General features: G+C 64.0%; 22 protein-coding genes. 6 read left to right on the top strand and 16 right to left on the bottom strand.

From position 1 onward, the window contains the following. Positions 1-278 precede the first annotated feature (278 nt). Entirely contained in the window at positions 279-1,181 is a 903-nt protein-coding gene (locus ACW5W4_RS10970; protein WP_456689387.1) for a DMT family transporter, read from the top strand. Positions 1,182-1,257: 76 nt separating this feature from the next. Here the strand turns inward: ACW5W4_RS10970 and rsuA are convergent, their stop codons facing one another. Beyond that, the gene (rsuA, locus tag ACW5W4_RS10965) at positions 1,258-1,950 is read right to left on the bottom strand and encodes a 16S rRNA pseudouridine(516) synthase RsuA (RefSeq protein ID WP_456689386.1); all 693 of its coding nucleotides are present in this window, start codon (positions 1,948-1,950) and stop codon (positions 1,258-1,260) included. 153 nt (positions 1,951-2,103) lie between these two features. Here rsuA and ACW5W4_RS10960 point away from each other — a divergent pair, with 153 nt between their 5' ends. Then, positions 2,104-3,294: an HD-GYP domain-containing protein gene (locus tag ACW5W4_RS10960; protein WP_456689385.1), complete on the top strand. Its 1,191-nt coding sequence runs from the start codon at positions 2,104-2,106 to the stop codon at positions 3,292-3,294. 61 nt (positions 3,295-3,355) lie between these two features. Here the strand turns inward: ACW5W4_RS10960 and ACW5W4_RS10955 are convergent, their stop codons facing one another. After that, positions 3,356-3,547 carry a hypothetical protein gene (locus ACW5W4_RS10955; RefSeq protein ID WP_427261343.1) on the bottom strand — a complete coding sequence of 64 codons (192 nt, stop codon included), beginning with the start codon at positions 3,545-3,547 and terminating at the stop codon, positions 3,356-3,358. Positions 3,548-3,763: 216 nt separating this feature from the next. On the opposite strand from ACW5W4_RS10955, the gene ACW5W4_RS10950 reads away from it, so the two are divergent. Together ACW5W4_RS10950 and ACW5W4_RS10945 are read left to right on the top strand one after the other, a co-directional pair. Further along, entirely contained in the window at positions 3,764-4,657 is an 894-nt protein-coding gene (locus ACW5W4_RS10950) for an EamA family transporter (protein WP_456689384.1), read from the top strand. Between the two features lie 136 nt (positions 4,658-4,793). Further along, a complete protein-coding gene (locus ACW5W4_RS10945) occupies positions 4,794-6,599 on the top strand; it encodes an extracellular solute-binding protein (RefSeq protein ID WP_456689390.1) in 1,806 nt (601 codons plus the stop codon). Between the two features lie 89 nt (positions 6,600-6,688). Here ACW5W4_RS10945 and ACW5W4_RS10940 read toward each other — a convergent pair whose 3' ends face one another. Beyond that, positions 6,689-7,081, bottom strand: a complete 393-nt coding sequence (locus ACW5W4_RS10940; RefSeq protein WP_456689383.1) for a DUF2750 domain-containing protein — start codon at positions 7,079-7,081, stop codon at positions 6,689-6,691. Positions 7,082-7,282: 201 nt separating this feature from the next. Further along, on the bottom strand, positions 7,283-7,837 hold the full coding sequence (locus tag ACW5W4_RS10935) for a hypothetical protein (protein WP_456689382.1): 555 nt from the start codon (positions 7,835-7,837) through the stop codon (positions 7,283-7,285). 210 nt (positions 7,838-8,047) lie between these two features. Between ACW5W4_RS10935 and ACW5W4_RS10930 the strand changes: the two genes are divergently transcribed. Next, entirely contained in the window at positions 8,048-8,299 is a 252-nt protein-coding gene (locus tag ACW5W4_RS10930; RefSeq protein WP_427261340.1) for a TIGR02647 family protein, read from the top strand. Here the strand turns inward: ACW5W4_RS10930 and ACW5W4_RS10925 are convergent. The 7 genes from ACW5W4_RS10925 to ACW5W4_RS10895 form a co-directional block, all read right to left on the bottom strand. Beyond that, a complete protein-coding gene (locus ACW5W4_RS10925) occupies positions 8,283-8,624 on the bottom strand; it encodes a hypothetical protein (RefSeq protein ID WP_456689381.1) in 342 nt (113 codons plus the stop codon). The genes ACW5W4_RS10930 and ACW5W4_RS10925 overlap by 17 nt on opposite strands. A 246-nt stretch (positions 8,625-8,870) precedes the next feature. Further along, on the bottom strand, positions 8,871-9,080 hold the full coding sequence (locus ACW5W4_RS10920; protein ID WP_005302803.1) for a cold-shock protein: 210 nt from the start codon (positions 9,078-9,080) through the stop codon (positions 8,871-8,873). Between the two features lie 205 nt (positions 9,081-9,285). Then, complete coding sequence (locus ACW5W4_RS10915) at positions 9,286-10,386, bottom strand: dihydrolipoamide acetyltransferase family protein (protein WP_456689380.1); 1,101 nt, start codon at positions 10,384-10,386, stop codon at positions 9,286-9,288. A 94-nt stretch (positions 10,387-10,480) separates the two neighbouring features. After that, on the bottom strand, positions 10,481-11,467 hold the full coding sequence (locus ACW5W4_RS10910) for an alpha-ketoacid dehydrogenase subunit beta (RefSeq protein ID WP_456689379.1): 987 nt from the start codon (positions 11,465-11,467) through the stop codon (positions 10,481-10,483). Positions 11,468-11,550: 83 nt separating this feature from the next. Then, positions 11,551-12,645, bottom strand: coding sequence for a pyruvate dehydrogenase (acetyl-transferring) E1 component subunit alpha (gene pdhA / locus ACW5W4_RS10905; RefSeq protein WP_456689378.1), 1,095 nt, complete (start codon positions 12,643-12,645; stop codon positions 11,551-11,553). Positions 12,646-12,883: 238 nt separating this feature from the next. Next, entirely contained in the window at positions 12,884-13,906 is a 1,023-nt protein-coding gene (astE, locus tag ACW5W4_RS10900) for a succinylglutamate desuccinylase (protein WP_456689377.1), read from the bottom strand. Between the two features lie 236 nt (positions 13,907-14,142). After that, positions 14,143-14,352: a DUF1127 domain-containing protein gene (locus ACW5W4_RS10895; protein ID WP_456689376.1), complete on the bottom strand. Its 210-nt coding sequence runs from the start codon at positions 14,350-14,352 to the stop codon at positions 14,143-14,145. Between the two features lie 741 nt (positions 14,353-15,093). On the opposite strand from ACW5W4_RS10895, the gene ACW5W4_RS10890 reads away from it, so the two are divergent. Further along, complete coding sequence (locus ACW5W4_RS10890; RefSeq protein ID WP_456689375.1) at positions 15,094-15,993, top strand: DNA replication terminus site-binding protein; 900 nt, start codon at positions 15,094-15,096, stop codon at positions 15,991-15,993. 204 nt (positions 15,994-16,197) lie between these two features. Here ACW5W4_RS10890 and ACW5W4_RS10885 read toward each other — a convergent pair whose 3' ends face one another. The 5 genes from ACW5W4_RS10885 to ACW5W4_RS10865 all read right to left on the bottom strand — a co-directional run bounded on the left by ACW5W4_RS10885 (position 16,198) and on the right by ACW5W4_RS10865 (position 25,136). After that, positions 16,198-20,037 (bottom strand): DEAD/DEAH box helicase, encoded by a 3,840-nt coding sequence (locus tag ACW5W4_RS10885; protein ID WP_456689374.1) that lies wholly within the window; start codon positions 20,035-20,037, stop codon positions 16,198-16,200. A gap of 249 nt (positions 20,038-20,286) precedes the next feature. After that, positions 20,287-20,958, bottom strand: a complete 672-nt coding sequence (locus ACW5W4_RS10880; RefSeq protein ID WP_456689373.1) for a YceH family protein — start codon at positions 20,956-20,958, stop codon at positions 20,287-20,289. A 156-nt stretch (positions 20,959-21,114) separates the two neighbouring features. Next, entirely contained in the window at positions 21,115-22,860 is a 1,746-nt protein-coding gene (locus tag ACW5W4_RS10875) for a Wzy polymerase domain-containing protein (protein WP_456689389.1), read from the bottom strand. 99 nt (positions 22,861-22,959) lie between these two features. Then, complete coding sequence (locus ACW5W4_RS10870; RefSeq protein WP_456689372.1) at positions 22,960-24,054, bottom strand: LPS O-antigen chain length determinant protein WzzB; 1,095 nt, start codon at positions 24,052-24,054, stop codon at positions 22,960-22,962. A gap of 71 nt (positions 24,055-24,125) precedes the next feature. Further along, positions 24,126-25,136, bottom strand: coding sequence for an NAD-dependent epimerase (locus ACW5W4_RS10865; protein WP_456689371.1), 1,011 nt, complete (start codon positions 25,134-25,136; stop codon positions 24,126-24,128). Positions 25,137-25,166 lie beyond the last annotated feature (30 nt).

The following is a 25,166-nucleotide window of genomic DNA, read 5'->3' as shown; positions in this document are numbered from 1 at the left end:
GGCGGCAGCGGCTCGGCGAGGGCGCTCTGACTGAGGCTGGCGCCCAGCAACAGGCCGCATAACAGGGAGGAGACCCGGCGCCATGGGGGCGGGCGGGCAAGGGGGGGACACATACGACTGACCTCTTTTCACAATTCACGACCAACTGGAGGGGAAGGCCGACGGCGCGCCTGATGACGAATGCATGATGCCGTCCTTGTTATCCCCGAAAACGCCCCGTATTGTATCGGGCTTGCCCTGCGGAGGGAGTCCTGCGGGCTGTTTTTTTGGGAGTTTTTATGGGTTACGAATGGCTGGCTCTGGCCGCCGCCAGTTTGTGGGCGATCGCGGCCCTGATTTCGGTCAAACCGGCCCGCCACCTGGGTGCCTTTGCCTACAGCCGCTGGCGCATGTTCCTGGTCAGCCTGATGCTGGGAGGCGCCAGCCTGGCGACCGGCGGCTGGCAGAGTCTCGACGCCGGCGCCGTGCCGCTGCTCATCCTCTCGGGCCTCATCGGCATCTTCATCGGCGATACCGCCCTGTTCGCCTGCATGAACCGGATGGGCCCCAGGCGCAGCGGCCTGCTCTTCTCCTGTCATGCGCTTTTTTCCGCCCTGCTCGGGCTCTGGCTGTTTGACGAAACCCTGACCGGCTGGCGCCTGGTCGGCGCCCTGCTGGTGTTCGGCGGCGTCATGCTGGCCATCCTGTTTGGCCGCCGCGGCCAGTCCCACGACTGGGAGCAGGTGCGCGGCCCCATCGCCATCGGCATCGGGCTCGGCCTGACCGCGGCCCTGTGCCAGAGCCTGGGGGCCATCATCGCCAAGCCGGTGATGACGGGCGGCGCCGTGGATCCCGTCAGCGCCTCCGGGGTGCGCATGGCCAGCGCCCTGCTGGCCCACTGTGGGCTGCGCCTGCTGCGTCTGCCCCTCGCCATGCCGCTCAACCCCATCAATCGCCCCATCCTCGCCATGATAGGGGTCAACGGTTTCCTGGCCATGGCCCTGGGCATGACCCTCATCCTGGTCGCCCTGCGTCAGGGAGACGTGGGCATGGTGGCCATCCTCTCCTCCACCACCCCTGTGGTCTTGCTGCCGCTGCTGTGGTGGCATTCGGGCCAGCGCCCCAGCCTGCCCGCCTGGGCCGGGGCCCTGCTCGCCACCCTGGGCACCATACTGGTGCTGGGCATGAGTGGCAGCCATTAGGCCCCCCCAGGGGGTACCCGCAAAAACGGCGGGGCCTGCCAGGCCCCGCCGTGTTGCATCCCTTCACCCTAATCCGTCAGAACAGGGCTATCTCCTCGGCGGTCAGCTCGCGGTATTCGCCGGGCGCCAGCGCCTCGTCCAGGGCCAGGGCGCCTATCTGCTCGCGATGCAGCCCCACCACCTTGTTGCCGATGGAGGCAAACATCCGCTTGACCTGATGGTACTTGCCCTCGTGGATGGTGAGGCGCGCCTCGCACTCCCCCAGCAGCTCGAGCTGGGCGGGGCGGGTCTTGTCGGTCTCGTTGCGCAGGAAGACGCCGTCGGCAAACAGGGAGATGGCGTCCGGATGCACGGGGTCGGCCAGCCAGACCCGGTAGGTCTTGGCACACTCGTGACGGGGCGAGGTGATGCGATGGGACCACTGGCCATCGTCGGTCACCAGCACCAGGCCCGTGGTGTCGAGGTCGAGGCGACCCACCACATGGAGCTTGCCCATGGCCGGCTCATCCAGCAGTTGGAACACGGTGGCGTGATCCGGATCCTCGTTGGAGCAGACGTAGCCCTCCGGCTTGTGCAGCATGAAGTAGCGATTGCCCTGGCTCAGGGTCAGCAAGACGCCGTCAAATTCCACCTGGCTCTGCTCGTTGATGTGAAAGGCGGGCTGCTTGACCACGATGCCGTCCACCACCACCTCACCCTGCCGGATCAGCTTGCCTGCCAAAGAGCGGGTCAAATCGGAACAATCGCACAGAAACTTGTCGAGCCGCATTCACTACCTCAATTGCCATCGGGAAAAGGGCGACATTATATCGGCCGAGCGTGACAACTCCAGCAATAACGCCCGATGGGCCTGTGATGGCGCCCGATCCGGGTGCTAGACTGGCGCCCATCTCGCTTTAAGTATCACGCAAGCCGGTACCCCATGTCTTCAACCTCCGCCCATCCCGTCATCGCCGTCGACGCGCTCACGCCCGGCATGTTTGTGGTCGCCATCGTCAGCCAGCGTGCCGGCCTGGAGATAGCCCAGAGCGGCCTGGTCCACACCCGGCAGCAGATAGCCAGCCTGAAGGCCCGTGGCGTGCTGACGGTGCGCATCGACCCCGAGCGCAGCCAGGCCCCGAGCAAACCGGCGCCAGCCAGCCCCCAGGCCAGCCCCCCGGTGCGGGCCGGTCAGCCCCCCCGCGCTCATGACGAGGGACGCGCCCCCAAGATCCGCCGCCTGTATCAGGAGGCTCGCGAGCTGCAAGGCAAGTTCATTCGCCACCTCAAGGCCGGGGAACCCATCGATATCACCCCCCTGGCGGCGGTGGCCGAGGAGATGGTGGACACCATGTTCAGCCATGGCGACGCCATGCTCTGCCTGGCCAGGATCCGCGCCAAGGATGCCTACCTGATGGAGCACTCCATGAACGTGGCCATACTGCTGGCCAACTTCGGCCGCTACCTCGGCCTGGCGCGCAGCGTGCTCAAGGAGCTGACTCTGGGGGGCCTGCTCCATGATGTGGGCAAGATCATGACCCCCAATGAGGTGCTCAACAAGCCGGGCAAGCTGACCGATGAGGAGTTCGCCATCATGCGCGAGCATGTGGTGCACAGCCATGACATCCTCAACGCCACCAGCGGCATCACCCCCACCATGCTGGAAGTGGCCACCAACCACCACGAGCGGCTCGACGGCTCAGGCTACCCCCGCCGGCTCAAGGGGGACCAGCTCTCCCTCTATACCCGCATGAGCGCCATCGTCGATGTCTACGATGCGGTGACGGCAGACAGGGTCTACAAGCAGGGGATGCCGCCGACCCAGGCGTTTCGCATCCTGCTCAAGGGCGCCGCCAGCCACTTCGACGAGGGGCTGGTGACGCGCTTTATCAAATGCATGGGGGTCTATCCGGTGGGGACTCTGGTGCAGCTATCCAACCAGCGGCTGGCCATCGTCATGCAACGCAACGAGCAGCAACCGCTCAAGCCGCTGGTCAAGGTGATCTATCACGCCGGCCGGCGCCACTATCTCGATGTCCAGTGGCTGGATCTGGCCAAGCCAGGTACCCAGGAGCGCATAGAGAGTACGGTGGATCCCAAGGACTACGGCATCAACCTCGCCAACTTCGTGTGAACCTCTGCCATCGCCCGCGCGCGAAGGCGCCCATACGCCCCCTCTGGTGCCTCCTGCGGGCTCATATCGGCTCATCGGGATGCCTGTCTGGCCTGGCCCAGTGGCGCATCAGGAACTCCCCATCGAGGGGGGAGAGATCGAAGCGCAGACAGGCCTCCTCGATGGCATGGGGGTCGTTGGCGTGCCCCTGTGCCAGCCAGCGCACCGCCCGGCGCAGATCCTCACCATGGGGTAACAGGGCATGATCGCTCATTGGGAGCCTCCACTCGCGGCATGGCCCGCCGACTCGGGCCGATACGAATAGTTTAGCCCGCAGCCTCCGGATCAGGTCCCAGGCCTCGCGCCTGCCAGGGGCGAGCACCATGGCGTCGCCGCTCCCGATTGACGCCGGCCCCCCGTTGGAGGTTATGCTCGGGGCCTGATCCCCTCATCCGGGCCACCCAGGCCCCATCTCGCACAAGGAAACCCAATGCAAACCAAGGACAAGTGTCTGGCCGCCCTGGTCATTCTCTGCTGGGGGCTCAACTTCGTGGCCATCAAGTGGGGGCTGGAGGGCATACCGCCGCTGCTGCTGGGGGCGCTGCGCTTCGTCGGCGTGGTCTTCCCCGCCATCTTGCTGGTGCCCAGACCCGCCATGCCCTGGCGCTGGCTGCTGGCCTATGGCGGCGCCATCAGCCTGGGGCAATTTGCCTTTCTGTTTTGCGCCATGCAGTTCGGCATGCCGGCGGGCATGGCCTCCCTGGTGCTGCAATCCCAGGTGGTGTTCACCCTGCTGTTCGCCATGATCTGGCTGGGGGAGCGCTGGCAGCCCCATCACTGGGTGGCCCTGCCCCTGGCGGGAGCGGGTCTCTATCTCATCGCCACCCATGGCGAGGGCAACCTGACCCTGCTCGGTTTCGTGCTGACCCTGTGCGCCGCCGCCTGCTGGGGCCTTGGCAACGTCATCAACCGCCAGATCGGCCTGCGCTATCACACCTCCCTGCCGAGCCTTATCGCCTGGGGCGGCCTGGTGCCCATCCTGCCCTTCTTCGCCCTCTCCTGGCTGTTCGAGGGGCCCGATGTCATCGCCAGCAGCCTGCTCCACATCAGCTGGCAGGGGATCTTGTGCGTGCTCTACCTCTCCCTGGTCGCCACCTGGCTCGGTTATGGCCTGTGGGGACGGCTGCTGATGCGCTACCCGGTTGCCCAGGTGGCGCCGCTCTCCCTGCTGGTGCCCTGCGTCGGCATGGTGGCCGCCGCCCTGCTGCTCGACGAGCATCCCACCACCTTGCAGTGGCTGGGGGCGGGCCTGGTACTGCTCGGCTTCGTGGTTCATCTGCTGGGTGGAAAAATGAGGCTGTTCAAGGCACAAGCCGAACATTGACCTCGATGGGGAAAGTTCCCATCATGGGGCAAGCCCACTCGGGCCCCACATGTTGACCCGGCAGGACGCCCATCATCAGGAGAGCAAGGACATGCTGCACAATTCCCCCTCGGTCATCCCCTCTTTAGCGCGAGCCATGCGGGTCGCGGCCATGGTGATCCCCCTCTGCTGGAGCGCCTTTGGCTGGAGCGCCACCCTGCCCCCCGATCTCGCCTGGGAGAGCAACGACACCGACCCCGTCTATGCCGATCCGGCTGCCAAGCGAGGCGGCACCTTTCACACCTTCATGACCAGTTTTCCCCTGACCCTGCGGCTGTACGGGCCCGACTCCAACGGCGGCTTCGCCGGCTATGTCAGGGAGACCAACCTGCCACTGCTCAGCACCCACCCCCTCACCGGCAACCCCATGCCGATGCTGGCAAACCAGTGGGCCTTCGGCAGCGATCACAAGACCCTCTATTTTCGCCTCAACCCCAAGGCCCGCTGGTCGGACGGCAAGCCGGTGACCGTCGATGATTTCCTGTTCACCCTCAAGATGCTGCGCGGCAAGGAGATAAGCGACCCCTGGTACAACAACTACTACAGCACCCAGATAACCGAGGTCACCAAGTTCGATGAGCGCACCCTCGCCATCACCAGCGGCAGCGAGAAGAGCCGCCAGGATCTGCTGGAATCCCTGCCCTTTACGCCCGTCCCCAGCCACGCCATCAAGCTGACGGCCAACTGGGTCAAGGAGTACAACTGGAAGGTGCTGCCGGTCAGCGGCCCCTATCAGATTGGCGAGGTGAAGAAGGGCAAATCCATCACCTTCAGACGGGTCAAGGATTGGTGGGGAGACGGGGAGCGCTACTTCCAGCACCGCTTCAACCCGGATCGGATCGACGTCAAGGTGCTCAGGGATCAGAACATCGCCTGGCAGCACTTCCTGCGCGGCGAGCTGGATACCTTCGGCCTGGTCATGCCCAACTGGTGGCACGACAAGACCAGGACGGCGGAGTTTGAAAAGGGCTATATCGAGCGGCGCTGGTTCTACAACCAGACCCCGCAGTCCCCCATGGGGCTCTACCTCAATACCGCCGATCCCCTGCTAAAGGATCGCAATGTGCGACTCGGCATTCAGCACGCCCTCCATCTCGACAAGATGCTCGCCACCCTGCTGCGGGGAGATTATCAACGCCTTCACAGCTATGGCTCGGGCCAGGATGACTTTACCAATACCGAGATCAGGGCGCGCCCGTTCGATCCCAAGCTGGCACGGGACTACTTCGCCAAGGCCGGCTTCACCCAGGCGGGCCCCAACGGCATATTGCAAAACGGGCAGGGTCGCCCCCTCTCCCTCAGCATCACCTACACCACGGCGGAGCATGCCCAGCGCCTCACCCTGCTGCGGGAGGAGGCGAAGAAGGCGGGGCTCAATCTGGAGCTGAACCTGATGGATGCCTCCGCCGGTTTCAAATCCATGCTGGAGAAGAAACACCAGAGTGCCTGGATGGCCTGGAGCGGCGGCCGCTATCCCGCCTACTGGGAGTTCTTCCACAAGGTCAATGCCAACAAGCCCCAGACCAACAACATCATGAACATAGATGATGGCGCCATCACGACCCTGGTGGAGCAATACGACAAGGAGTTCGATTTTGCCAAGAAGGCGGCGCTGTCACGGCAGATCCAGCAGCGCCTCTATGATCTGGCCAGCTTCGTGCCCGCCTATCAGGTGCCCTACACCCGGGAAGCGGCCTGGCGCTGGATAAAGCTGCCCAAGGTAGCCGCCACCCCCAAGAGCGACCTGCTCTACTGGCCCCTGGACGGGGGCAACAGCGGCTACAGCTATGGCGGCCTGCTCTGGATTGACCAGGAGGCAAAAGCGCAGACGAAAGCCGCCATCAAGGCAGGCCAGGCCTTCCCGGCTGTCACTCTGACCGATACCACCTATCAACAGCAATGAGGCGCGCCCGCGGGAGCCTGTGCACTACCGGAAAAACAAAAGACCCCGCCTGCTGGCGGGGTCTGTCGTTGCAACCTGAAGCGGGGCAATCAGCCGAGCTTGGCCTGCTTCTGGGCGATGGCATCGGCCACGTCGGCGGGCTCGAGCACTATGCCTTCCTGATCCGGGGTCGGGAACACGGCGACGCACAGCTCATCTTGCTCCATGCCGTCGACCCAGCGCTCCAGCCACACCTTGAGGGTGATGGACTGGGGCTTGCAATCGGCCCACTCCCCTTCGGCCCAGGCCTTGGCGTATTCGGGGTGCGGCCAGACCGGGATGCAGTCTTCGTCTTCCGTGGTCAGCATCATGACGCCGTGCTCGTCGGTCAGGACAAACAGCTCTTCGTGCTCGACCAGCTTGCTGATGAAGTGATCAAAGCGGTAGTCGGCATTCAGTTGCAGCGCGGCATTGCGCTCGGTATCGGTCAGTTCATAGCTCATGATCAAGCCTCTTGTGGGTACTGGTGGGCGTGGCAGTGAGTCAATCGAGGGCAGAAAAGGCCCGGATCGGCGCCGCTCGCGCAATAAAGGGCGCCATGTTCACATCTTGCCGCGGCCTTGTCCAGTGACAGGGGCGGATCCTGCCGCCTTACGGCTCGGTCCCCCTCGCACCTTGCCCATTCACCCGAGCCTGGCGGGGAGTTACTCAGCCAGCGCCGGGGTCAACACCTCCACCCCCTCCTGCTCGCTCAGGCGCTGTCGCAGCCAGTAAGCCGATTCGACCTCGACGAAACAGAGCAGGTCCCCTCCCTTGGCCGCCGCCATCAGCTGGCTCAGTCTCAGCGCTTGTTGCTGCTCCCAGGCCGCCGCCAGCTTGGCGCCATGGGCCTCGTCCACCACCTCCCGGCGCAGCTCGAACAGGTTATCGGTGATCGGGTGATTGATCTTGGCGGGATGGCGCCAGTAGAGCTGCAGGTTCTCCTGCATCTCTTCGTCATAGCTGGCCAGGGCGTCCAGCTCGGGCGTGTCACCGCCGCCCGTGGCAAATTCGCACCAGCCGGGGGCCAGCGAGGCGAGCTCGCGCAGCATCCGGGAGGGGATGACCGCCTTCAGGGCCAACACATCCGCACTGGCCAGAGGCGGCAACCACACCTCCCCCTCATGGTCCCGGATCAGCGGCACGAGTTGCGCCACCGGATAGATGGGGAAGCGGGGGGCGAGCTGATGAAGCAAGGAGATCAGGGTGATGCGGGTCATGATGGCTACCTTGGAAAGGAGATGGTGGAACCGGGCCGGTGAGGCCCTATCCTATCACGGCGTGGAACAATGCTCATCTGTGCCAACTGTTTGAAAAAACGCCATTCAACTTGCCCGCTTGCCGTAATGGCCAATAGTTTGACCCAGCGCCCACTAAACTCCCCTGGGGAGTGCTAATTTGCATACATCATTAGCGTAAGGAGCCTGTCCATGATTGGGATCGACCAGATTTCCGAAGAGTTTGTTCACGAGCTGAAAATACTGGCCTGCTTTGATCCGGCGAATATGAGCGTGGGGATCAAATTACGCAGTGATATGAGCGATGCCCTGTGCCAGGCGGCGCAACGCCTGCACAGCCAAGGCCTGATCAGTGCCATCGACGGCGGTTACCTGACCCCCTTTGGCATGACGATGGTGGAACACCTGCAACACCTGCTGGTCGCCCTCAAGCCGACGGCCTAGCCGCCCAGAGCGCGAAGTCGAGCAACTCCCAATGCGCCCCCTGGCGCAGATGGCACGCAAACAGCAAAGGACCCTCGGGTCCTTTTACATTGCCGCCCACCCACCATTGACCAACCTGAGCGAGCACGGGGCGGGTCTCGATGCTGATGGGGGCTGTCTCAACGCCGAGGCGAACATGGACGAAGCGCAGGCAGGTCATCCTGGCCTGCTCGGCGCCAGCTAAGTCAGAGTTGGCGGCGGCGCTCGGCTCAGGTGCCATGAGTTCAGGTGCAGTGAGTGATGAAGGTGAAGCCTGGGCCGTCACGAGCACCAGACTTGCGGCCAACCAGGCTCCTCTCTTCACAGGCTCGCGCAAACGATCACTCTCCTCTTCATCCCCCATGACATGGGGAGAGACGCGCCAGAGCTGGCGGGAGACAGCTTGTTCTCCATCGCACTATATAAAACCTGGAGCCGGCTGCCTCCATCGCCCACCATCATGGCGCACCACAGCATAGCTGCCGCCCGGATGCCGGACAAACAAAAAGCCGTGATACCTGAGGCATCACGGCTTTCTTAAATTCTGTAACAATTACAGAGCGGTTACGTTCTCAGCCTGCGGGCCTTTCTGACCTTGGGTCACGGAGAACTGTACGCGCTGACCTTCAGCCAGGGTACGGAAGCCGTTACCTTGAATGGCGCTGAAGTGTACGAACACATCCGGGCCGTTTTCTTGCTGGATGAAGCCGAAGCCTTTGGTTTCGTTGAAGAATTTAACGGTACCGGTGATCATGTTAGACATATCTATAAACCTGTATTCAAAAATTACTCGTGCCTTGAAAGGCGGACAAAGCTTCGAAAGAGGGAGTGACTTATGAACAACAGGAAAAGATGCAAAACATCGTATTCATTGACATAAACATCGCCTTTTTCAAGCTCGATTGATTATACGTGGCTTTGCTCATTACGCAAACATATTTGTGCCCCGCCAACGCGGGGCACACCCACTAGCAACTCGCCGCCTCCAGCGCCTGCACCAACGCCTTGAGGAAGCGCGCCGCCTCGCCGCCGGTGCAGGCCCTGTGGTCAAACGTCATCGACAATGGCAGCGCCCTTACCGGCCGCGCCTCTCCTTGCACGAACACCACCTTCTCGAACAGGGTGCCGGCCCCTATGATGGCGACCTGGGGCGGGGTCACGATTGGGCTGGCATAGCGACCGGCAATGGCACCGAAGTTGGTGAGGGTGATGGTGGCTCCCTGCAGCATCTCCCTCGGCACGGCCCGCCCCTTGACGTCCGCTATCATGCGATCCAGCCCCTGGCGAATGTCGGCAGGCTCGCGCTCGGCCACATTCTCCATCACGGGGACATAGAGCCCATGACGCGAATCCACCGCGATCGCCACATTGACCTCGTCAAACAGGCGCCGCGACAGGGTCTCGCCATCGAACCAGGCATTCATCGAAGGTTCGGCGCGGCAGGCGACCCCGATGGCCTTGATGAGGCGCACGGTCACATCTTCATCCGCTCGCCAGGCACGCAGGTCGACCTCGTCCGTGATGCTGACCGGCACCACGGTGCGGTGGGAGTGTTCCATTGCCTTGGCCATGGCCCGGCGCGCCCCCTTGAGAAATTCGTTGCCGCTGCCTTGCTGGGCCTCGAACGCCTGCTGCACGTCCTGCTCCAGCACCAGGCCACCGGCACCGCTGCCCTTGAGGCTGTTGATCTCCACCCCCAACTGCTGGGCCAGCAGGCGCACCGCAGGCATCGCCTGTACCAGCTGTCCGCCAGACGCCAGCACCCCGGCCACGAAGTGATCCTCCATGTGCTGCTGAGTGCTGCTCACCTTGCCGACCACTGTGCCGTCGTCCTCGCCCCCCTCAAACTCCACCAGGGGGGCGCCGATGTGCAATATGTCTCCCTCCTGGCCACAGAGCCGGGCGATGACACCATTGACCGGGGAAGGCACATCCACCAGCGCCTTGGCGGTTTCCACCGAGAGCAGCACCTGATCCACCTTGACCTCATCACCGGCGGCCACCTTCCACTCCACGATCTCCGCCTCGGCCAGTCCTTCGCCAAGATCCGGCAATTTGAAATATTTCATGACCCGTTCTCCATCCGCTGGGACATCACCACACGCTGAACACCCTCATGGCGCTTTGTTGACGGGCGGCCAGAGCGCCACACTGTGAAACATGTCATCGCCATTTGTTCTCCATCAGCTGGTGTGCCGCCTGGGCAATCTCCTGTTCCGTGATGAGGTAGTGCTCCTCATTGCGGTAATAAGGCACGGCGGCATCGACACCGGTCAGGCGCCTGGGGGGCGCCTTGAGACTGGGGAGCGCCTCCTCCGTGACCCTGGCCACTATCTCGGCGCCGACCCCGAAGCTGCCGCACGCCTCATGGACCACCAGCAAGCGACCCGTCTTGCGTACCGAGGCAAGGATGCTCGCCATGTCCAGAGGCTTGATGGTGGCCAGATCCAGCACCTCGCACTGGATACCCTCCTCACTGAGGATCTGGCTCGCCTTCATAACCTCCAGGAGGCAAGCGCCCCAGGCCACCACCGTCAGATCATGACCAGAGCGCAGGGTAAAACAGACATCCAGCGGCAGGCCCACACCGTCGTCCACCACGTCGGATTTCATGGCGCGATAGATGCGATCCGGCTCGAAGAACATCACGGGATCCGGGCAGCGGATGGCCGACAGCAGCAGGCCATAAGCCCGTTTGGGGCTTGACGGTATCACCACCCTCAACCCGGGAATATGGGCAAACAGCGCCTCGACGCTCTCGCTGTGGTGTTCGGGCGAGTGGATGCCGGCCCCATAGGGAGAGCGATAGACGATGGGGCAGCTCAGGCGCCCCCGGGTGCGATTGCGCATGCGCGCCGCCTGACAGACGATCTGCTCCATGCCGGGGAAGACGAATCCCTGAAACTGGAACTCGGCCACCGGCTTGAGTCCCTGGGTCGCCATGCCGACCGCCACCCCGGCGATCAGGCCTTCCGCCAGGGGGGTGTCTATCACTCGTTTGAAGTCAAATTTGTCACGCAGGCCGACGGTGGCACGAAATACACCGCCGTTGACCCCCACATCTTCCCCCAGCACCACCACGTCCGGGTCATGCTCCATCTCGTGATGCAGGGCCAGGTTGACTGCCTCGAGCAGGGTCATGTCACTCATGGCAGGCCTCCTCTTCGGGTTCGATGCGAGACGACGAGTCCATGCCCAGGGCGAGCAGAGGGATGCCTGCCTGTGTCCTCGGCTTATTCATGAGATCGCCCTCCCTGCCTGGCCATGGCCTTGTCGATGATGCGCTGGCGCTGGCCGAGATAATCCCGGGGCAGCTCGGCAAACTGGTAATCGATGAGCGATTCCGGCGGCTGGGCCGTCATGGCCTCATAGGCGGCCACCGCCTGCTCCACCTGGCTGGCGGCCTCGCTCAGCAGGGCCTGCTCCCGGGACTCGTCCCACCAGCCGCGCTCGACCATGAACTGACGCAGCCGCTTGACCGGCTCCTTCGCCCAGGCCGCTTCGACTTCGGCGGCGTCGCGATAGCGGGTCGCATCGTCCGCCGTGGTGTGATCACCGAGCCGGTAGCTGATGGCCTCGATCAGGGTGGGCCCCTTGCCGGCGCGAGCACGCTCCACCGCCGTCAGGGTGGCATCGTAGACGGCGAGCACGTCGTTGCCATCGACCTGGATGCTGGGCACCCCGGCACCAATGCCTTTCTGGGCCAAGGTGGGCGCACTCGATTGCAGCTTGCGCGGCACCGAGATGGCCCACTGGTTGTTGTTGATCACCATCACCATGGGCAGGTGCCAGACGCCGGCGCAATTGAGCCCCTCGAGGAAGTCCCCCTTGGAGGTGCCGCCATCGCCGATGGTGACCACGGCCACCCTGGGTTGATGGCGCAGCTTGAAGGCGGCCGCCACCCCGCAGGCATGGGTCACCTGTGTCGCGATGGGCACGCAGATGGGCAGATCTTCGGAGGGGGTGCCGTCTGGCTTGTTGAAGACGCTGCCCCGCTCATCGCCGCCCCAGTACTGGAGATTCTTTTCCATGGGCACGCCGCGCACGAACAGGGTCGGCATGTCACGGTAGTAAGGCACATAGACGTCCTGGGCCTGCATGGCGAGACCGACGCCAATCCCGACCGCCTCGGCCCCCAGGTGGGAGGGGAAGGTCCCCAGCTTGCCGGTACGTTGCAGCGCGATGGCTTTCTTGTCATAGCTGCGCACCATCACCATGTTGCGGTAGAAGGTGTGCAGCAGCTCCTTGTCCAGCCAGGTCGGTAGTGTGGCGACCGGGCGCCCCTCCTCATCGAGGTAACGAAGGAAAGGGATGTCGACATGGGTCATAACTGGCTCCTTGCCGTGGTTACGTCACCACCAGAGGTGACCCTTAAAATGTAAACAGGATGTTAACCAAAGCGCAATGTGGCAAAAGCAAATAACCCCAGCGATATCCTCTGTATTTTGGTTGAAAAGCAGCCAGTTGGTCTGACGAACGGCCAACAAAAAAGGAGCCCCTCCCGGCTCCTTTTTGCATCATGTGGCCGCGAGGCCGCTCCCCGCCAAGGGGATCGCCCCCGGGGGGTCAGGCATCCCACAACCGGGTCGGCACCACCAGCAGCACGGTGCGCTGGCCGATGGCGACATTGGCATTGGGGAAGACCACGGCCTCCCGCTCCTGCTCCACCACGTGGCGCAATTCCCCATCTTCCGCCAGCACGAACCCTTGCGGAAATTCGGTGAAATTGTCGACATCACTGGCAAACAGGAAGCGAAAATCCGCGGTGCGCTTGTTGATCACCCGATCGATGGTGAAGATGTTGAAATCCTCCGGTCGCCAGGGTTCCAGCCGGACACGCTCTTCGCAAACCAGCTCCTGCAACGCCTGTCTGGCCTCGATGAAGCGGGTCATGTCATTTTCGCCGAAGGGACGCACCTTGCCGAGCTCCACCGTGAAACCATGGGCACCATGCTGGTGGGCACTGTAATAGCTGAAGGTGGTGGTGGGGCCGTTCGAGAGCAAGATGGTACGCACCCCGCAGGCGCCGAGGAAGCGGATCTGCTCCTGGCTGTAGGGGCGTTCGTGGGGGAAGGGATAGACGGCGAACTTCTCGTGACGGGAGCCGCGGATGGCGGTATGCAGATCATAATGCAGCCGCTCGGCCCCGGAGTCGGAGTAGAAGCGGGACACATACTGCTCGAGGCGCATGGCGCGGATCCGCTCCCGGTTGCACAGCCCCTCCCCCTTGCTGTGGGCGCCGCTAAACAGCCGGTTCATGTTCTCCTCCACCTCACGCACTCCCAGGTTCATGGCCGCCGGGTTGCCAAACAGGAACAGTACCCGGTGGCGGGTGCTCAGCTCCCCGCCGAGCAGCTTGCCAAGCAGCTGGTTGCACAGCTCGATGGGCGCCGTCTCGTTACCATGAATGCCGCAGGAGAGCACTATCTCCTTGCCAGGCGCGGCGCGCTGGCCGTCGGCCGGCTCGATGCAGATCACACCGGTATCCCACACCTGCGCCAGGGCGCCATCGGCCAGGGAAAAAGAGAAGGGATCGAGCTGCCATTCGTGGCGACGACTCAGCGCCAGGAAGTCATGTTGAGGGATCATCCGTTTCACCATCTTGTCACTGTCGATGGCGCAGATTATACGGCAGCGCCCTGCCTTAAAAACAATTTTTTAAACAAATTCAATCATTAGCATAACAATGCAAGGGGAGATGACAGGCATGCAGTCACCAGATGCGGGGCAGAGCAGGGAGGAAACGAGGGAGGATTCAGGGGAGCAGCCGGTTGGCCGGGGGCCGGTGAGGCGAGGAGAGAAACGAGGCATCCATGCCAGGTCAATCAACCACGCCAGAACGGCTTGCTGGTTTCCTGATAGCGGTCGGCTTCGTTCAGGCCGATATCCTTGAGCAGATAGGCGGGCAGCTCGGAGAGCTGGCGACGGCTGCGGCTGCGTTCCAGCCAGGTCAGGAAGGTCTGTTTGGCGCGAGTCGCCAGGTTCAGCTCGCTGGACTGCTGGTAACCAGCTTGGGTGTAGATCATGTTGGCCATGGTGCGGCTCCTCTCATTTAGTTGCCGCAAGCTTAGGAGCTGCCTCCCCCTGTCTCAATTGACGAATTTTGATACAATACATTAGGAAAACTAATAGCGAGAGTGCGGCGTAATTTTAATTTAACCATTTGAATTTAAATGATAAATAAAAACCTGACCGCCCATTTCGGCGCAAACAGCAGATTGTGCTCTCCGACCCCGGGCTAACTATGCATTTTAGATTGGCGCTTATGCAGCCACCGTGCTCCGGCTCAGGGAGAGGGCACCCGAAGCGCCGCCAACATGCTGCCAGCTTGATCGCAAAATGTTGCCAAATATCAACAAATGTACCATTTGATTACATAGCAGGGTTCGCCCAAGCCGGTGTCATTTGACCCGCAGCTTATCCCTGTCTCCCTCGGCCCGCACCGCCCCTTGCTGACCGTGATGGGCTTCATCATCCCAGGCCACAGCCCGCCGACATCCCCCTGAGGCTGGCAATCCCGCCAGGCAAGTAACAAGACGCCTGCACAGTGTCGCAAAGCGGCGCCAGGGGCAGAGCGCAGTGACGGCCGCGCAGATGCCCCTTATCCCCATGAGGTTGAGCCCAGATGCACGCCACTGGCTGGCCACCCCTACCCATCGCCCGGCACTGGGCCGATCCCGACTCGGGTTGACACCAACCACTGTCTATTTATACAGTTAAGCGCAAGCGCGCACCGCATCGAGTGCGCCCCCTTCCCCTTTACCGAGAGTCGAACCATGGCCACCTTTACCCCGCAAGCCGCCCTGCGCCAGCAGATGAGCGAGCTGGAGAGCCTGCTGGCCGAGCTGGCGAGCCGGATCCTCCGCCTCCCCCTGCTGGAGGCTCAGGTCTATCCCCTGCCTCCCGTGTTGCAGGGACAAGAGCATGATCCCATCAGCCAGATAGAGGTGGGGCTGCTCGAGGGAGAGGCGGCCCGGGAGGCCGCGCTCGCCGCCTATCGGCATCATGGCGCCCGCCCCGGCTGCTCGACCAAATCCACCCAGCGCCTGCCTGGCTGGCTGCGACTGCCGGCCGAGGCCGCTCCCCTGCTTGAGCCGCTGATCGAAGAGATAAACCGCTGCAAGCTGGCTTTCAAGGCGCTGGTACAGCAGGCGGGAGGCCGAGACGAGAAGTTCGAGCTGGTCCACGGCGCCCTGCCCGGGGTCATCACCTTGCAGATCTACCGTCAGCTCACCCTGCTGGCGGGGGATCTCCACTCCCTCGGCTTCACCTGGGCAGACAAGCAGACCATCAGCCGCCTCAGCCGGGAGCAGGCGATCGCCATGCTCGAGCGCAGTCGCCGCTATGTGCCCGCCCTCTCCCATCCAGAGCAGTGGCAGCAGATGGTGGACAAGGAGATCTACGATATCCGCCGCCTGTCCGCCGACAGCGAGCTGCGCATCCGGCGCCCGGTCAAGACCCACCCCATGATCAACCTGCTCTGGCGGGACAGGGAGCCGAGAAAGCAGCAGATCAAGGCGAGCCTCCCCCTGTTGCTGTGCGCCGACGCCTCCCCCGCCATCAAGCCCCTGGGCCACTATCCCCCCAAGCTGCGCCAGCCGAGGCGGGATCGCAAGATAGGGGAGCGCCCCCTCATAGAGCGGCTCCATCTCTACCTGTATGAGCGCCTCGACTGAGCCGGTGAGCGATCGCCAGCGCGACAGGCAGCTACCAGGATAACGCGCAGGCAGAGCCTGGCAGTGGCTGGCCCCAACAAGCGCCGGGTGAGCCCTTACTCATTGGCGCCGGCCCGGGCAGAGAGGAGTCTATACAGACGCAAAACGGCCCCCGCTGCCGCCACGCCGGGGGCGCAGGGCAGCGGGGGCCGCACGACCTTGCCATCACCCCATCAAGAGGGCGCGCAGGCTCTCCACATCCAGTCCCTTCACCTCGGACTGGCCGCTCAGCAAGCCATCGGCCAGGGCCCGCTTCTCGTCGTGCAGGGCCACTATCTTCTCCTCCACCGTCTGCTCGCACACCAGGCGATAGACGGTCACCGGCTGGGTCTGCCCCATGCGGTGGGCCCGATCGCTGGCCTGATCTTCCACCGCCGGGTTCCACCAGGGATCCAGGTGCAGCACCGTATCGGCCTGGGTCAGGTTGAGCCCTGTCCCCCCCGCCTTCAGGCTGATCAGAAACAGCGGCACCGGCTCGTTGCGAAAGCGCAGGATAGACTCCTGACGGGACTTGGCGGAGCAGCCACCGTCCAGGTAGCAGTAATCCCAGCCCCGCTTGGCGATGCGATCCCGCAGCAGGCTCAGCAAATCGACGAACTGGCTGAACACCAGCACCCGATGACCGCCGTCGATGGCCTCGTCCAGCAGGGCCATGGCCTCGTCCAGCTTGCTGTTGCTATGGGCCCAGGTCGGCATGATGAGGGAGGGAGAGCAGCAGAGCCGGCGCAGCCGGGTCAGGCCGCTCAACACATGCATCAGGGCGCGGCCATCGGCACTCTGCACCTGCTGCACCACCTCGCGCCGGGTCGCCTCGTAGAGTTGACGCTCCTCGGCGGAGAGGCTGATGTGGTGCACTATCTCCGTCTTGTCCGGCAGCTCGGTCAGCACCTGCTGCTTGAGGCGGCGCAGGATGAAGGGGCTGATCACGGCCCGCAGCAGCGCCATGTGTTCGGGATCCTTCACCGCCTTGCCAAAGCGGCGCTTGAACTCCCCGAGGCTGCCGAGCAGGCCGGGGTTGATAAAGGTGAACAGGCTCCACAGCTCCCCCAGGTGGTTCTCTATGGGGGTGCCGGAGAGGGCGAGGCGAAAATCGCCGTCGAGCTGGAACAGCAGCTTGGCGCGCTGGGTGCCGGCATTCTTGATCTGCTGGGCTTCATCCAGCACCATGCTTGCCCAGTGACGCCCCTTGAGCGCCGCGGCCAAGCCCCCCAGCATGCCGTAGTTGACCAGCACCAGCTGGCCCGCCCTGGCGTTGGCAATCTGCCCCTCCCTATCCACCCCGGGCTCGAAGGTGATCACCTCCAGCTCGGGGGCGAAACGGGCCACCTCCTCCTGCCAGTTGGTGACCACTGACTTGGGCACCACCACCAGGGCCGGGCCCAGCTGCTGACGCATGCGCAGCACGATGAGCGCCTGCAGCGTCTTGCCAAGGCCCATGTCATCGGCAAGGCAGGCACCAAAGCCGTGATGGGCCAGGGTCGCCAGCCAGCGCACCCCCTCCTTCTGATAATCTCGCAGCGGGGTGAGCAGCTCGGGAGGGCAATCCACCTCCTGCTGCCATTCGGCCTGCAGCGCCTGCCAGGCGCTGTCCCCCTGGGTGCTGATCACCGAGAGCAATCGGGTCAGGGGATAGGCGAGCCGGGTGTTGACCCTCTGCTCCTCGTCGAGCATGGCCCCCAGCATGGTGAGCCGCTCCACCAGCTTGTCGCTCAGCACCAGGCTGGTCTGCTCGTCGAGCTGGACGGTGCGCTGACCCGGGGTGAGCTGGCGCAGGATGAGGCGCAGATCCAGCACCTCGTGCTCATCCAGGCTGAGGGCCCCCTCGACCTGGAACCAGTCCTGGCGCCGTTCGATGCGCAGGCTCAGGGCCGCCTCGTCCAGGCTCTTGAGCCGGGCACTGTCCTGATGCCAGTGGATGCGCACCTGCCGCTCCACCAGTTCGGGCAGAGCATTGACCAGGGTGAGCGCCTGCTCCCCCTGCAACAGCCATTCGGTACCGGGCAAGTCCATGGGCAGCTGGTTGCGCAGCCACTGGGCCTCCCGCTTCTCCTCGGCCAGATCCCGCGCCCAGTAGAGGGACTCCTTCACCCCCTGGCGCACCACCGCCTCCCCCTTGCCAAGGGCCAGGGCGGGGACATCATCGAGCCGGGTGACCAGGCGAACCGCGAGCTGCCCCTCCTGCCAGTCCAGCTCCACCGAGGCCAACCCGGGCCAGGGCTTTAGCTCGACATTGCCCTCGAGCCCAGGCACCTCGCTGTGCCAGGGCAAGCCCTGGATGCCATTGAGGGTCTGCTGCAAGGTGACGAGCCCCTCCCCCGGCAGGGGCGGGATCGCCGACAGGGCGGGCAGCAGGGGCAGCAGGCCGGGCGGCGTCAGCATCAGCTGCCACAAGTCCTGGGCCAGGGGCACAATGTGGGCCCCCTTGCCGGCCTGGGCCGGGCTGAGCACGCCGCGCATACCGTCCCCCTCGGCCACTATCTGCAACAGGGGGGCACTCAGGGCCAGTTGCAGCTTCTGCCCCTTGGCATTGAGCAGGCGAGGATGGGTGGCGAGCACGGGCCAGATCTCGTCCGGCAGCCGGTTCATGGTGCGCGGCAGCAACCGCACCAGGGCCCAGTCCGCCTCATCGAGCAGGGCCGCATACTGGCTGGAGAGCAGGGCGGGATCGACCCTGCGCCCCGCGGTCCACTCCCCCTTGGTGCTCTGCTTCTGGATCTTGCACTCGAGCTCGGGCCCCTCGGCATGGAGCAGCCACACCAGCTGCTCCTTGTTCTTGCGCACCCCGCTGGCGCGACCCAGTCCCTGCAGCCAGTTGAGCCAGCTCGCCGATGCGGCTCCCTTGCCTTCGTCGTCCTCCTCGTCCCCCTCTTGCGGGTCCGGTGGCAGGCGATCGAGGGGCCCCAGCCGGGCCGGCTTGCCCAACAGCTGGCGCAACAAATCCAGGCAAAAACCCATCAAGCGATGGCGGGGCGCGCTGGCGAGCAGTTCCTCCAGATCCCACTTGTGCAGGATGGCGACCTGAGGGCTCTGGCTACCGTGACGGGCCAGGGCGCAGAGATCGAGCCAGAGGTAGCCCCAGTGCAGCTCCTCGGCGGGCAGTTGCAGGGTGTCAAACAGTCCCACCGCCTGGCCATGGCGCTCCCCCGCCCACTGGGCGATGAGATCCTGCAACAGGGCCTGTTGCGGCCCCAGGCTCTTCTGCCACTGCTTGCGCTCGGCATTGGCCAGCTCGGGATCGGCCTGTTGCAGCCAGCCGAGCCAGAGCAGGGTCAGGAAGTTCGCCGGATAACGCCCCTTGCCATGGCGCCCCTGCCACAGGCCGAGGGCGCTCATCAGGCTCTGCGCCAGGGGGGCATCACCGCCGGCAGCGGTCAGGGCCATCAGCTCGGGCCAGTGATGGGGATCATCGGGCAGATCGGTGAAGGGAGCCGCCGACTCCTGCTCCTCGCACAGCCAATGCCACTGGGCGGCCAGCTGGCGATGGGCGGTGGCCAGCTCGGGGGCGAGCACCGCCCCGGCCAGGGGCCAGGGGCCGGGGGAGGCATCGAGGCTGGCCTGCAGGGCCAAGTGGTCGAGCAGCAGCCGCTGCCACTGGGGACTGGCCTCCGCCAGCAGGGCCTGGGCCTCGGGCAGCTCGAGCAGGGCCAGCAGATCGGCGCCATTGACATAGCCGGGCACCTCCCCCTCCCGACCCAGGCAGAGGGAGCGCACCAGGGCCTGACCCGGATCCTGACCGGTGAGGGAGGAGATCCGCGACCAGTCCGGCATGGGGCAGCGTCCCTGGCGCACCCCCAGGATCAGCGCCAGGCAGCCCTCGGCGCTCAGGCTCCAGAGCTGCTCGCCACGCTGCCGAATGAGGCCAAGGTCATGGAGTGCCGTCAACCTGTCGATCAATACCTGACCCAGCGGCAGCTGTTCCTGCAGATAGCGGGTACTGGCGGCGCGCTGCAACTGCAGCTCGCCGAGCAAGGCATAACAATCTGGAGACAAGGTTGGTGCAGACATCAAGACTCACGCGAAGGAGCAAAAGCGGAATTTTAACGGGAAAGCGCCGCCGGCTCGACCCTTAACCATGAAATAACGCAAATTAAATGCCTTGCGCTTCGGGTCGGCAGCATGGGAATGGCCCCAAGGCTCGGCGCCGGGTCAAGCGGGAGCTGGGGGGCGGCCGAGGGGCGCAAGGGCGGGAACAGCCCGGCCGCCAGAGCGGGGCGAGAGTACTCATACGACCCTCTAACCAGAGGGCGATCAGGCTCAGGCGTTGAGCGCATCCAGGCGCGCCGTCAGGGCCGCCACCTGATCCCGCAGCAGGCTCACCTCCTCTTCCAGGGAGCTCAGGCGCTCATGGAGGGGGGAGCCCTGGGTCGCCCCCTCGGGTTGGGCACGGACATCCAGCCCCTGCTCCAGGGCCGCACCTGTCACCTCGCCGCTGAACAGATGGGCGAAGCGGGACTCGCGCTTGCCGGGCTCGCGAGCCAGCTTGACCACATAGGGCCCCTGCTCGATGAGCCCGTTCAGGACGGCATCGACCTGGGTCACATCGTCGAACTGGCAGAGCCGGTTGGTGCGCGAGCGCAGCTCACCCGGGGTCTGGGGACCGCGCAGCAGCAGCTCGCAGACCACTCCCAGCTCCTGGGCATTGAACTTGATATCGCCAAATTCGGTGTTGCAGAACCTGTGCTGATAACGGGGCACCCGGGCGTTGAAACCGGCGGTGTTGACCACCAGCCGCTTGCGGACCAGCTCGTCCACCACGGCGCGGATCTCCAGCTCGCCGAGCTCGAGCACAGGATCTCTGTTGCTCTTCTGGTTGCAGGCGTTGACCAGGGCGTTGAGGGACAAGGGGTATTGATCCGGCGTGCTGATCTCCTTCTCGATGAGGCAACCAATCACCCGGGCTTCTAATGGGCCTAATACCAACTCCATTGCAGACTCCCTTTATAAACAAGACATTAGCATTTGGCCCCTATCTTATCGCGGCCGCTCACGGGATCCAGCCCGGCACCCCGATTTTGCGATAAGACCATGACCTTGGCGAAACAAGCAGCATTGGGCCAGCGGCAGCGACGATGAATAGGCTTCTTATGGCGCCATGTTGAGGGGCGAGCGTGCCGGGGAAGCGCCGGGCGGGGCGGCCCGCTTCTCCAGCGCCCTGGCCACCGAGGCCGAGTTGCCCCGTAGCAGGGCATCGGTCGGATAGAGGACCAGGGCCTGCTGGCGCAGGGACTCGGCCTCCTCGCGCCGCCCCAGGGCTTCGAGGGCCACTATCATGTTGGCGTAGATGTTGGCGCGGGGGGTGTGGCGCACGAACGCCTCTCCCCAGGCCAGATAGGCCGCCAGCTCCTGCCGGTTGCCCCCCTGCAATCCCACCGCCAGCCGCACCGAGTTGACGTCGAACTCGACCCGGGTGAGCCAGGCCATGGGGTTGATCACCTTCAGCAACAGGGCCGGCTCCTTGTAGCCCCCTCGCTCGTACTGGGTCACCACCCAGGCGGTATGGATGGCGGTCAGCATGAAAGGCACCACCAGCAGGGGGATGCCGATGGCCAGAAAGCGCAGCAGCAGCCAGGGGCGATAGACACTCTGATGCCAGCCGGGACTGGGGGCCTGCGCCTCTATCTCGCTGTCTATCTGATAGATGATCAGCAGCAGCACCCACCAGTGGACGATGGCGTGGTAGAAGGGGTATTCGGTCTGGCTGTGCAGCAGTATGGGCAGGGCCAGGGCCAGCAGGGCCAGCCCCTGACGCCAGCGACTCTGGCCGAGACGCCACAGCAGGGCCGCCCCCATCAGCAGCATGCCCAGCATGGGGGCGATGCCCCCCTCCACCGCCCAGTAGAGAAACTCGTTATGGGGGTGATCCAGGTTGTATTCGATCTGCACCATCTCTGGTGCCAATGCCTTGTCGGCCATGTATTGGTGCAGGAAGACGGACTCGAAGCTGCCATAACCCCATCCCGTCCAGGGGGAGTGCATGATGAGTTTGATGGCATAAGGCCAGTAGACGGAGCGCATGCCGCCGGACTGATAGACCTCCAGCCCCCGCTTAGCCCCGGCAATCAGGTACTGGGATGCCAACCCGAGCAGGAGGCCGAAGGCGACCAGCAGCAGGACCCTGGCCGCCAGCTTGCGCTCTCGCAACATGGGCAACAGCAGCAAGAGTCCCAGCAGGGCACCGAGCTGCCCCACCCGGGATTGCAGCACCACCAGCAGCAAGGGACAGGCCAGCAGCAGCCCCTGGCGCAGGGCCCGCAACCCGCGCCCGGCGAGCCTCCCCTCCCCCTCCAGCCAGGCCGCCAGCACCAGGCCGGTGGCCATGAAGCTCGCCATCACGTTGGGCTGCTGGAAGATGCCATAGGGGCGATTGGCCCGGGTGTCGTACCCGAGCCAGTTGCCCGGGGTCAGCAGATAGTATTCGACCAGGCCGAGCAGCGCCTCGATGGCGACCGCGCCGAGCACCAGATAGAGCAAACGCTCGCGGCGCTGGCCCGCTGGCGGCCATTGATAGAGGCAGGTGAGAAACAGCAGGCCGGCAAAGAGCCCGAGCAGCCTGGGGATGGCATAATCCTTGAGCGCAAAGCCGGGATAAGCCATGGGCAGCAACAACAGCAAGCCGCCGACCCAGAGCCAAAGCAGCAGCGGCGACCAGACCAGACGCTGGTTCAGGGTGACTTGCCAGAGCCCGGCGCCGATGGCGAGGCTGGCAAACACCCAGCCCCAGGCGTTGAAGGGCAGATAGAGCCCGGCCCCCCCCGGGTTGTGCATGAAAAAATGCATCCCCAGCAGCAGATAGAGCGCAAAGAGCCCAAAAAATCCTTTTTCCAGCATCCGGCCAGTCCCCAGAGATTGTCTATCCACCCAGCATAACCCTTTGTCGCAAAAATAAAAAAGGAGGCTTGCGCCCCCTCGTATCATCACTAGCTTCGATTACCTGGCGCCGCCTTGTTCGCGAAAGGCGAAACGGACCAGCACTATGCCCACCCCCAGCATGCCGCCGAGCAGGGTGGCCAGCACCACCACCAGAGGCCGCTTGGGTTTGTCCCGAGAGAGGGGCTCGCTCGGCGAAGCTTGATAGGCGAAGGAGTGGAACGGCAGCGCCTCCAGCTGGATGGCCTGCAGGCTGCTCAGCTGCAGACGCAGATCGCCGATGTTCGGATTCATGAACTCGGGGTTCTTGATCTCCTTGAGCACCTTGAGCTTCTCGGCCAGGGCCCGTGACCCCAGATCGATGGCGAAGCTGTCCTTGTTTTGCAAATTCTGCACCGGCGTCTCTATGCCCGCCGCCTGGCTGATGCGCAGGCTGTATTCGGTGCGCAGGATGTCATCTTGCAGCTGCTTGAGGGTATCGGCCCTGGCGCTCTCATACTGACTCTGCAGCGTCTTGATGCGGTTGCGCCAGAGGGTGTCCAGCTCCTTGCCCTTGGCGGCAGACTCCAGGCTCTGGATAAAGGCGATGTACTGCTCCAGCCGCGCCTTGGCCTCCTCTGCCGTGCCCGCGGCGAAGGAGAGGACGACATCCTCCTTCAGCTTGTCCGGCGTCCTGGCATCTATCCCCTCGGCCATCTTCTTGAGCAGCAGCCGCTTGCCCTTGCTATCCGTGACCTCGTGCTTGGCCGCTTCGGCATCCAGATAGCCCCTCTCCAGCAAGAATTGACGCTTGTTGTTGAAGCTGTTGAAGTTGTTGACGAAATCATGGTAGAGCGCCTTCTTCTCGAAGGCGGTGAAGGCACTCGCCGGCACCTGGGCGTTCATCAACTGGTTGATGTTGAGCTCAAGGGACTCGACCTCCTTGAGGGTGGGCTGCCTGATCTCGGCCTGGCTGACCCACACCTGGGGCGCCGTCAGCGCATAGGCGATGCCAGCCGCCGCAAACAGGCCGGTAATGCAGAGGATCAGCAGCTTGCTGCGCCAGAGCGTCAGGATCAGCTCGCGCAAATCGATCTCGTCGCTGGATCTGGCCGGCACCCAGCCTTGGGGCAGATCGGGCTGGGACTGGGTCAAGGTAGGTTCTTGATTGCTCATATTGTCATATTTCTCTTATTGGAAACTGGGTGGACGGGCCCGCCGCCAGGGTCGCGACGGGCCAGTCGGGGTCAGGCTTGCCGATAATAGTCACGATACCAGTCGACAAAGGTTTTCACACCCGCCGCCACCGTCATTTGCGGCTGGTAACCGACGGCCTCGAACAGCCCCCGGGTATCGGCCCAGGTGGCATGTACGTCGCCCGGCTGCATCGGCATCATGTGCTTGATGGCGGGCAGGCCGATGGCCTGCTCCAGCGCCTCGATAAAGTCCAACAGCCGCACCGGACTGCCATTGCCGATGTTGAACAGGCGATAGGGCGCCGAGCTCATGTCGGTGCGCCCCTGGCTCGGGGTCCAGCCCGGGCTGGCCTCCGGTACCTGATCCGCCACCCTCACTATCCCCTCGACGATGTCATCAACATGGGTGAAGTCCCGGGACAGCTGCCCCTGGTTGTAGACATCGATGGGTTCCCCCGCCAGGATCGCCCTGGTGAACTTGAACAGCGCCATGTCGGGGCGACCCCAGGGGCCATAGACGGTGAAAAAGCGCAGGCCAGTGGTGGGAATGCCATAGAGATGGGCATAGCTGTGAGCCATCAGCTCGTTGGCCTTCTTGGTGGCGGCATAGAGGGAGATGGGGTGATCCACTGTGTCCGTGGTGGCAAACGGCATCTTGTCATTGAGGCCGTACACCGAGCTGGAAGAGGCATAGACCAGATGCCCCACCCCATGGTGGCGACACCCTTCCAGCACCGTCAGCTGGCCCACCAGGTTGCTGTCGGCGTAGGCAAACGGGTTGTCCAGGGAGTAGCGCACCCCGGCCTGGGCGGCCAGATGCACCACCCGATCGAAGCCCTGCTCGGCAAACAGCCGGGCCATGCCGGGGCGATCGGCCAGATCCAGCCTGATGAAACGAAACCCCGCCAGGGGAGCAAGCCGGGCCAGGCGCGCCTCCTTGAGGCTCACCTCGTAGTAGTCGTTGAGGTTGTCGATGCCGACCACCTCATGACCGTCAGCGCACAGGCGCTGCACCAGATGAAATCCGATGAACCCGGCGGCGCCGGTGACCAGATACTTCATAACACTGTCCTTCAAGACGGCGGCATGGGG

This window comes from Aeromonas crassostreae (genome assembly GCF_054052445.1).
Note: the sequence above shows the minus strand (reverse complement) of the source record. Positions and strands in the feature narration are given on the sequence as shown.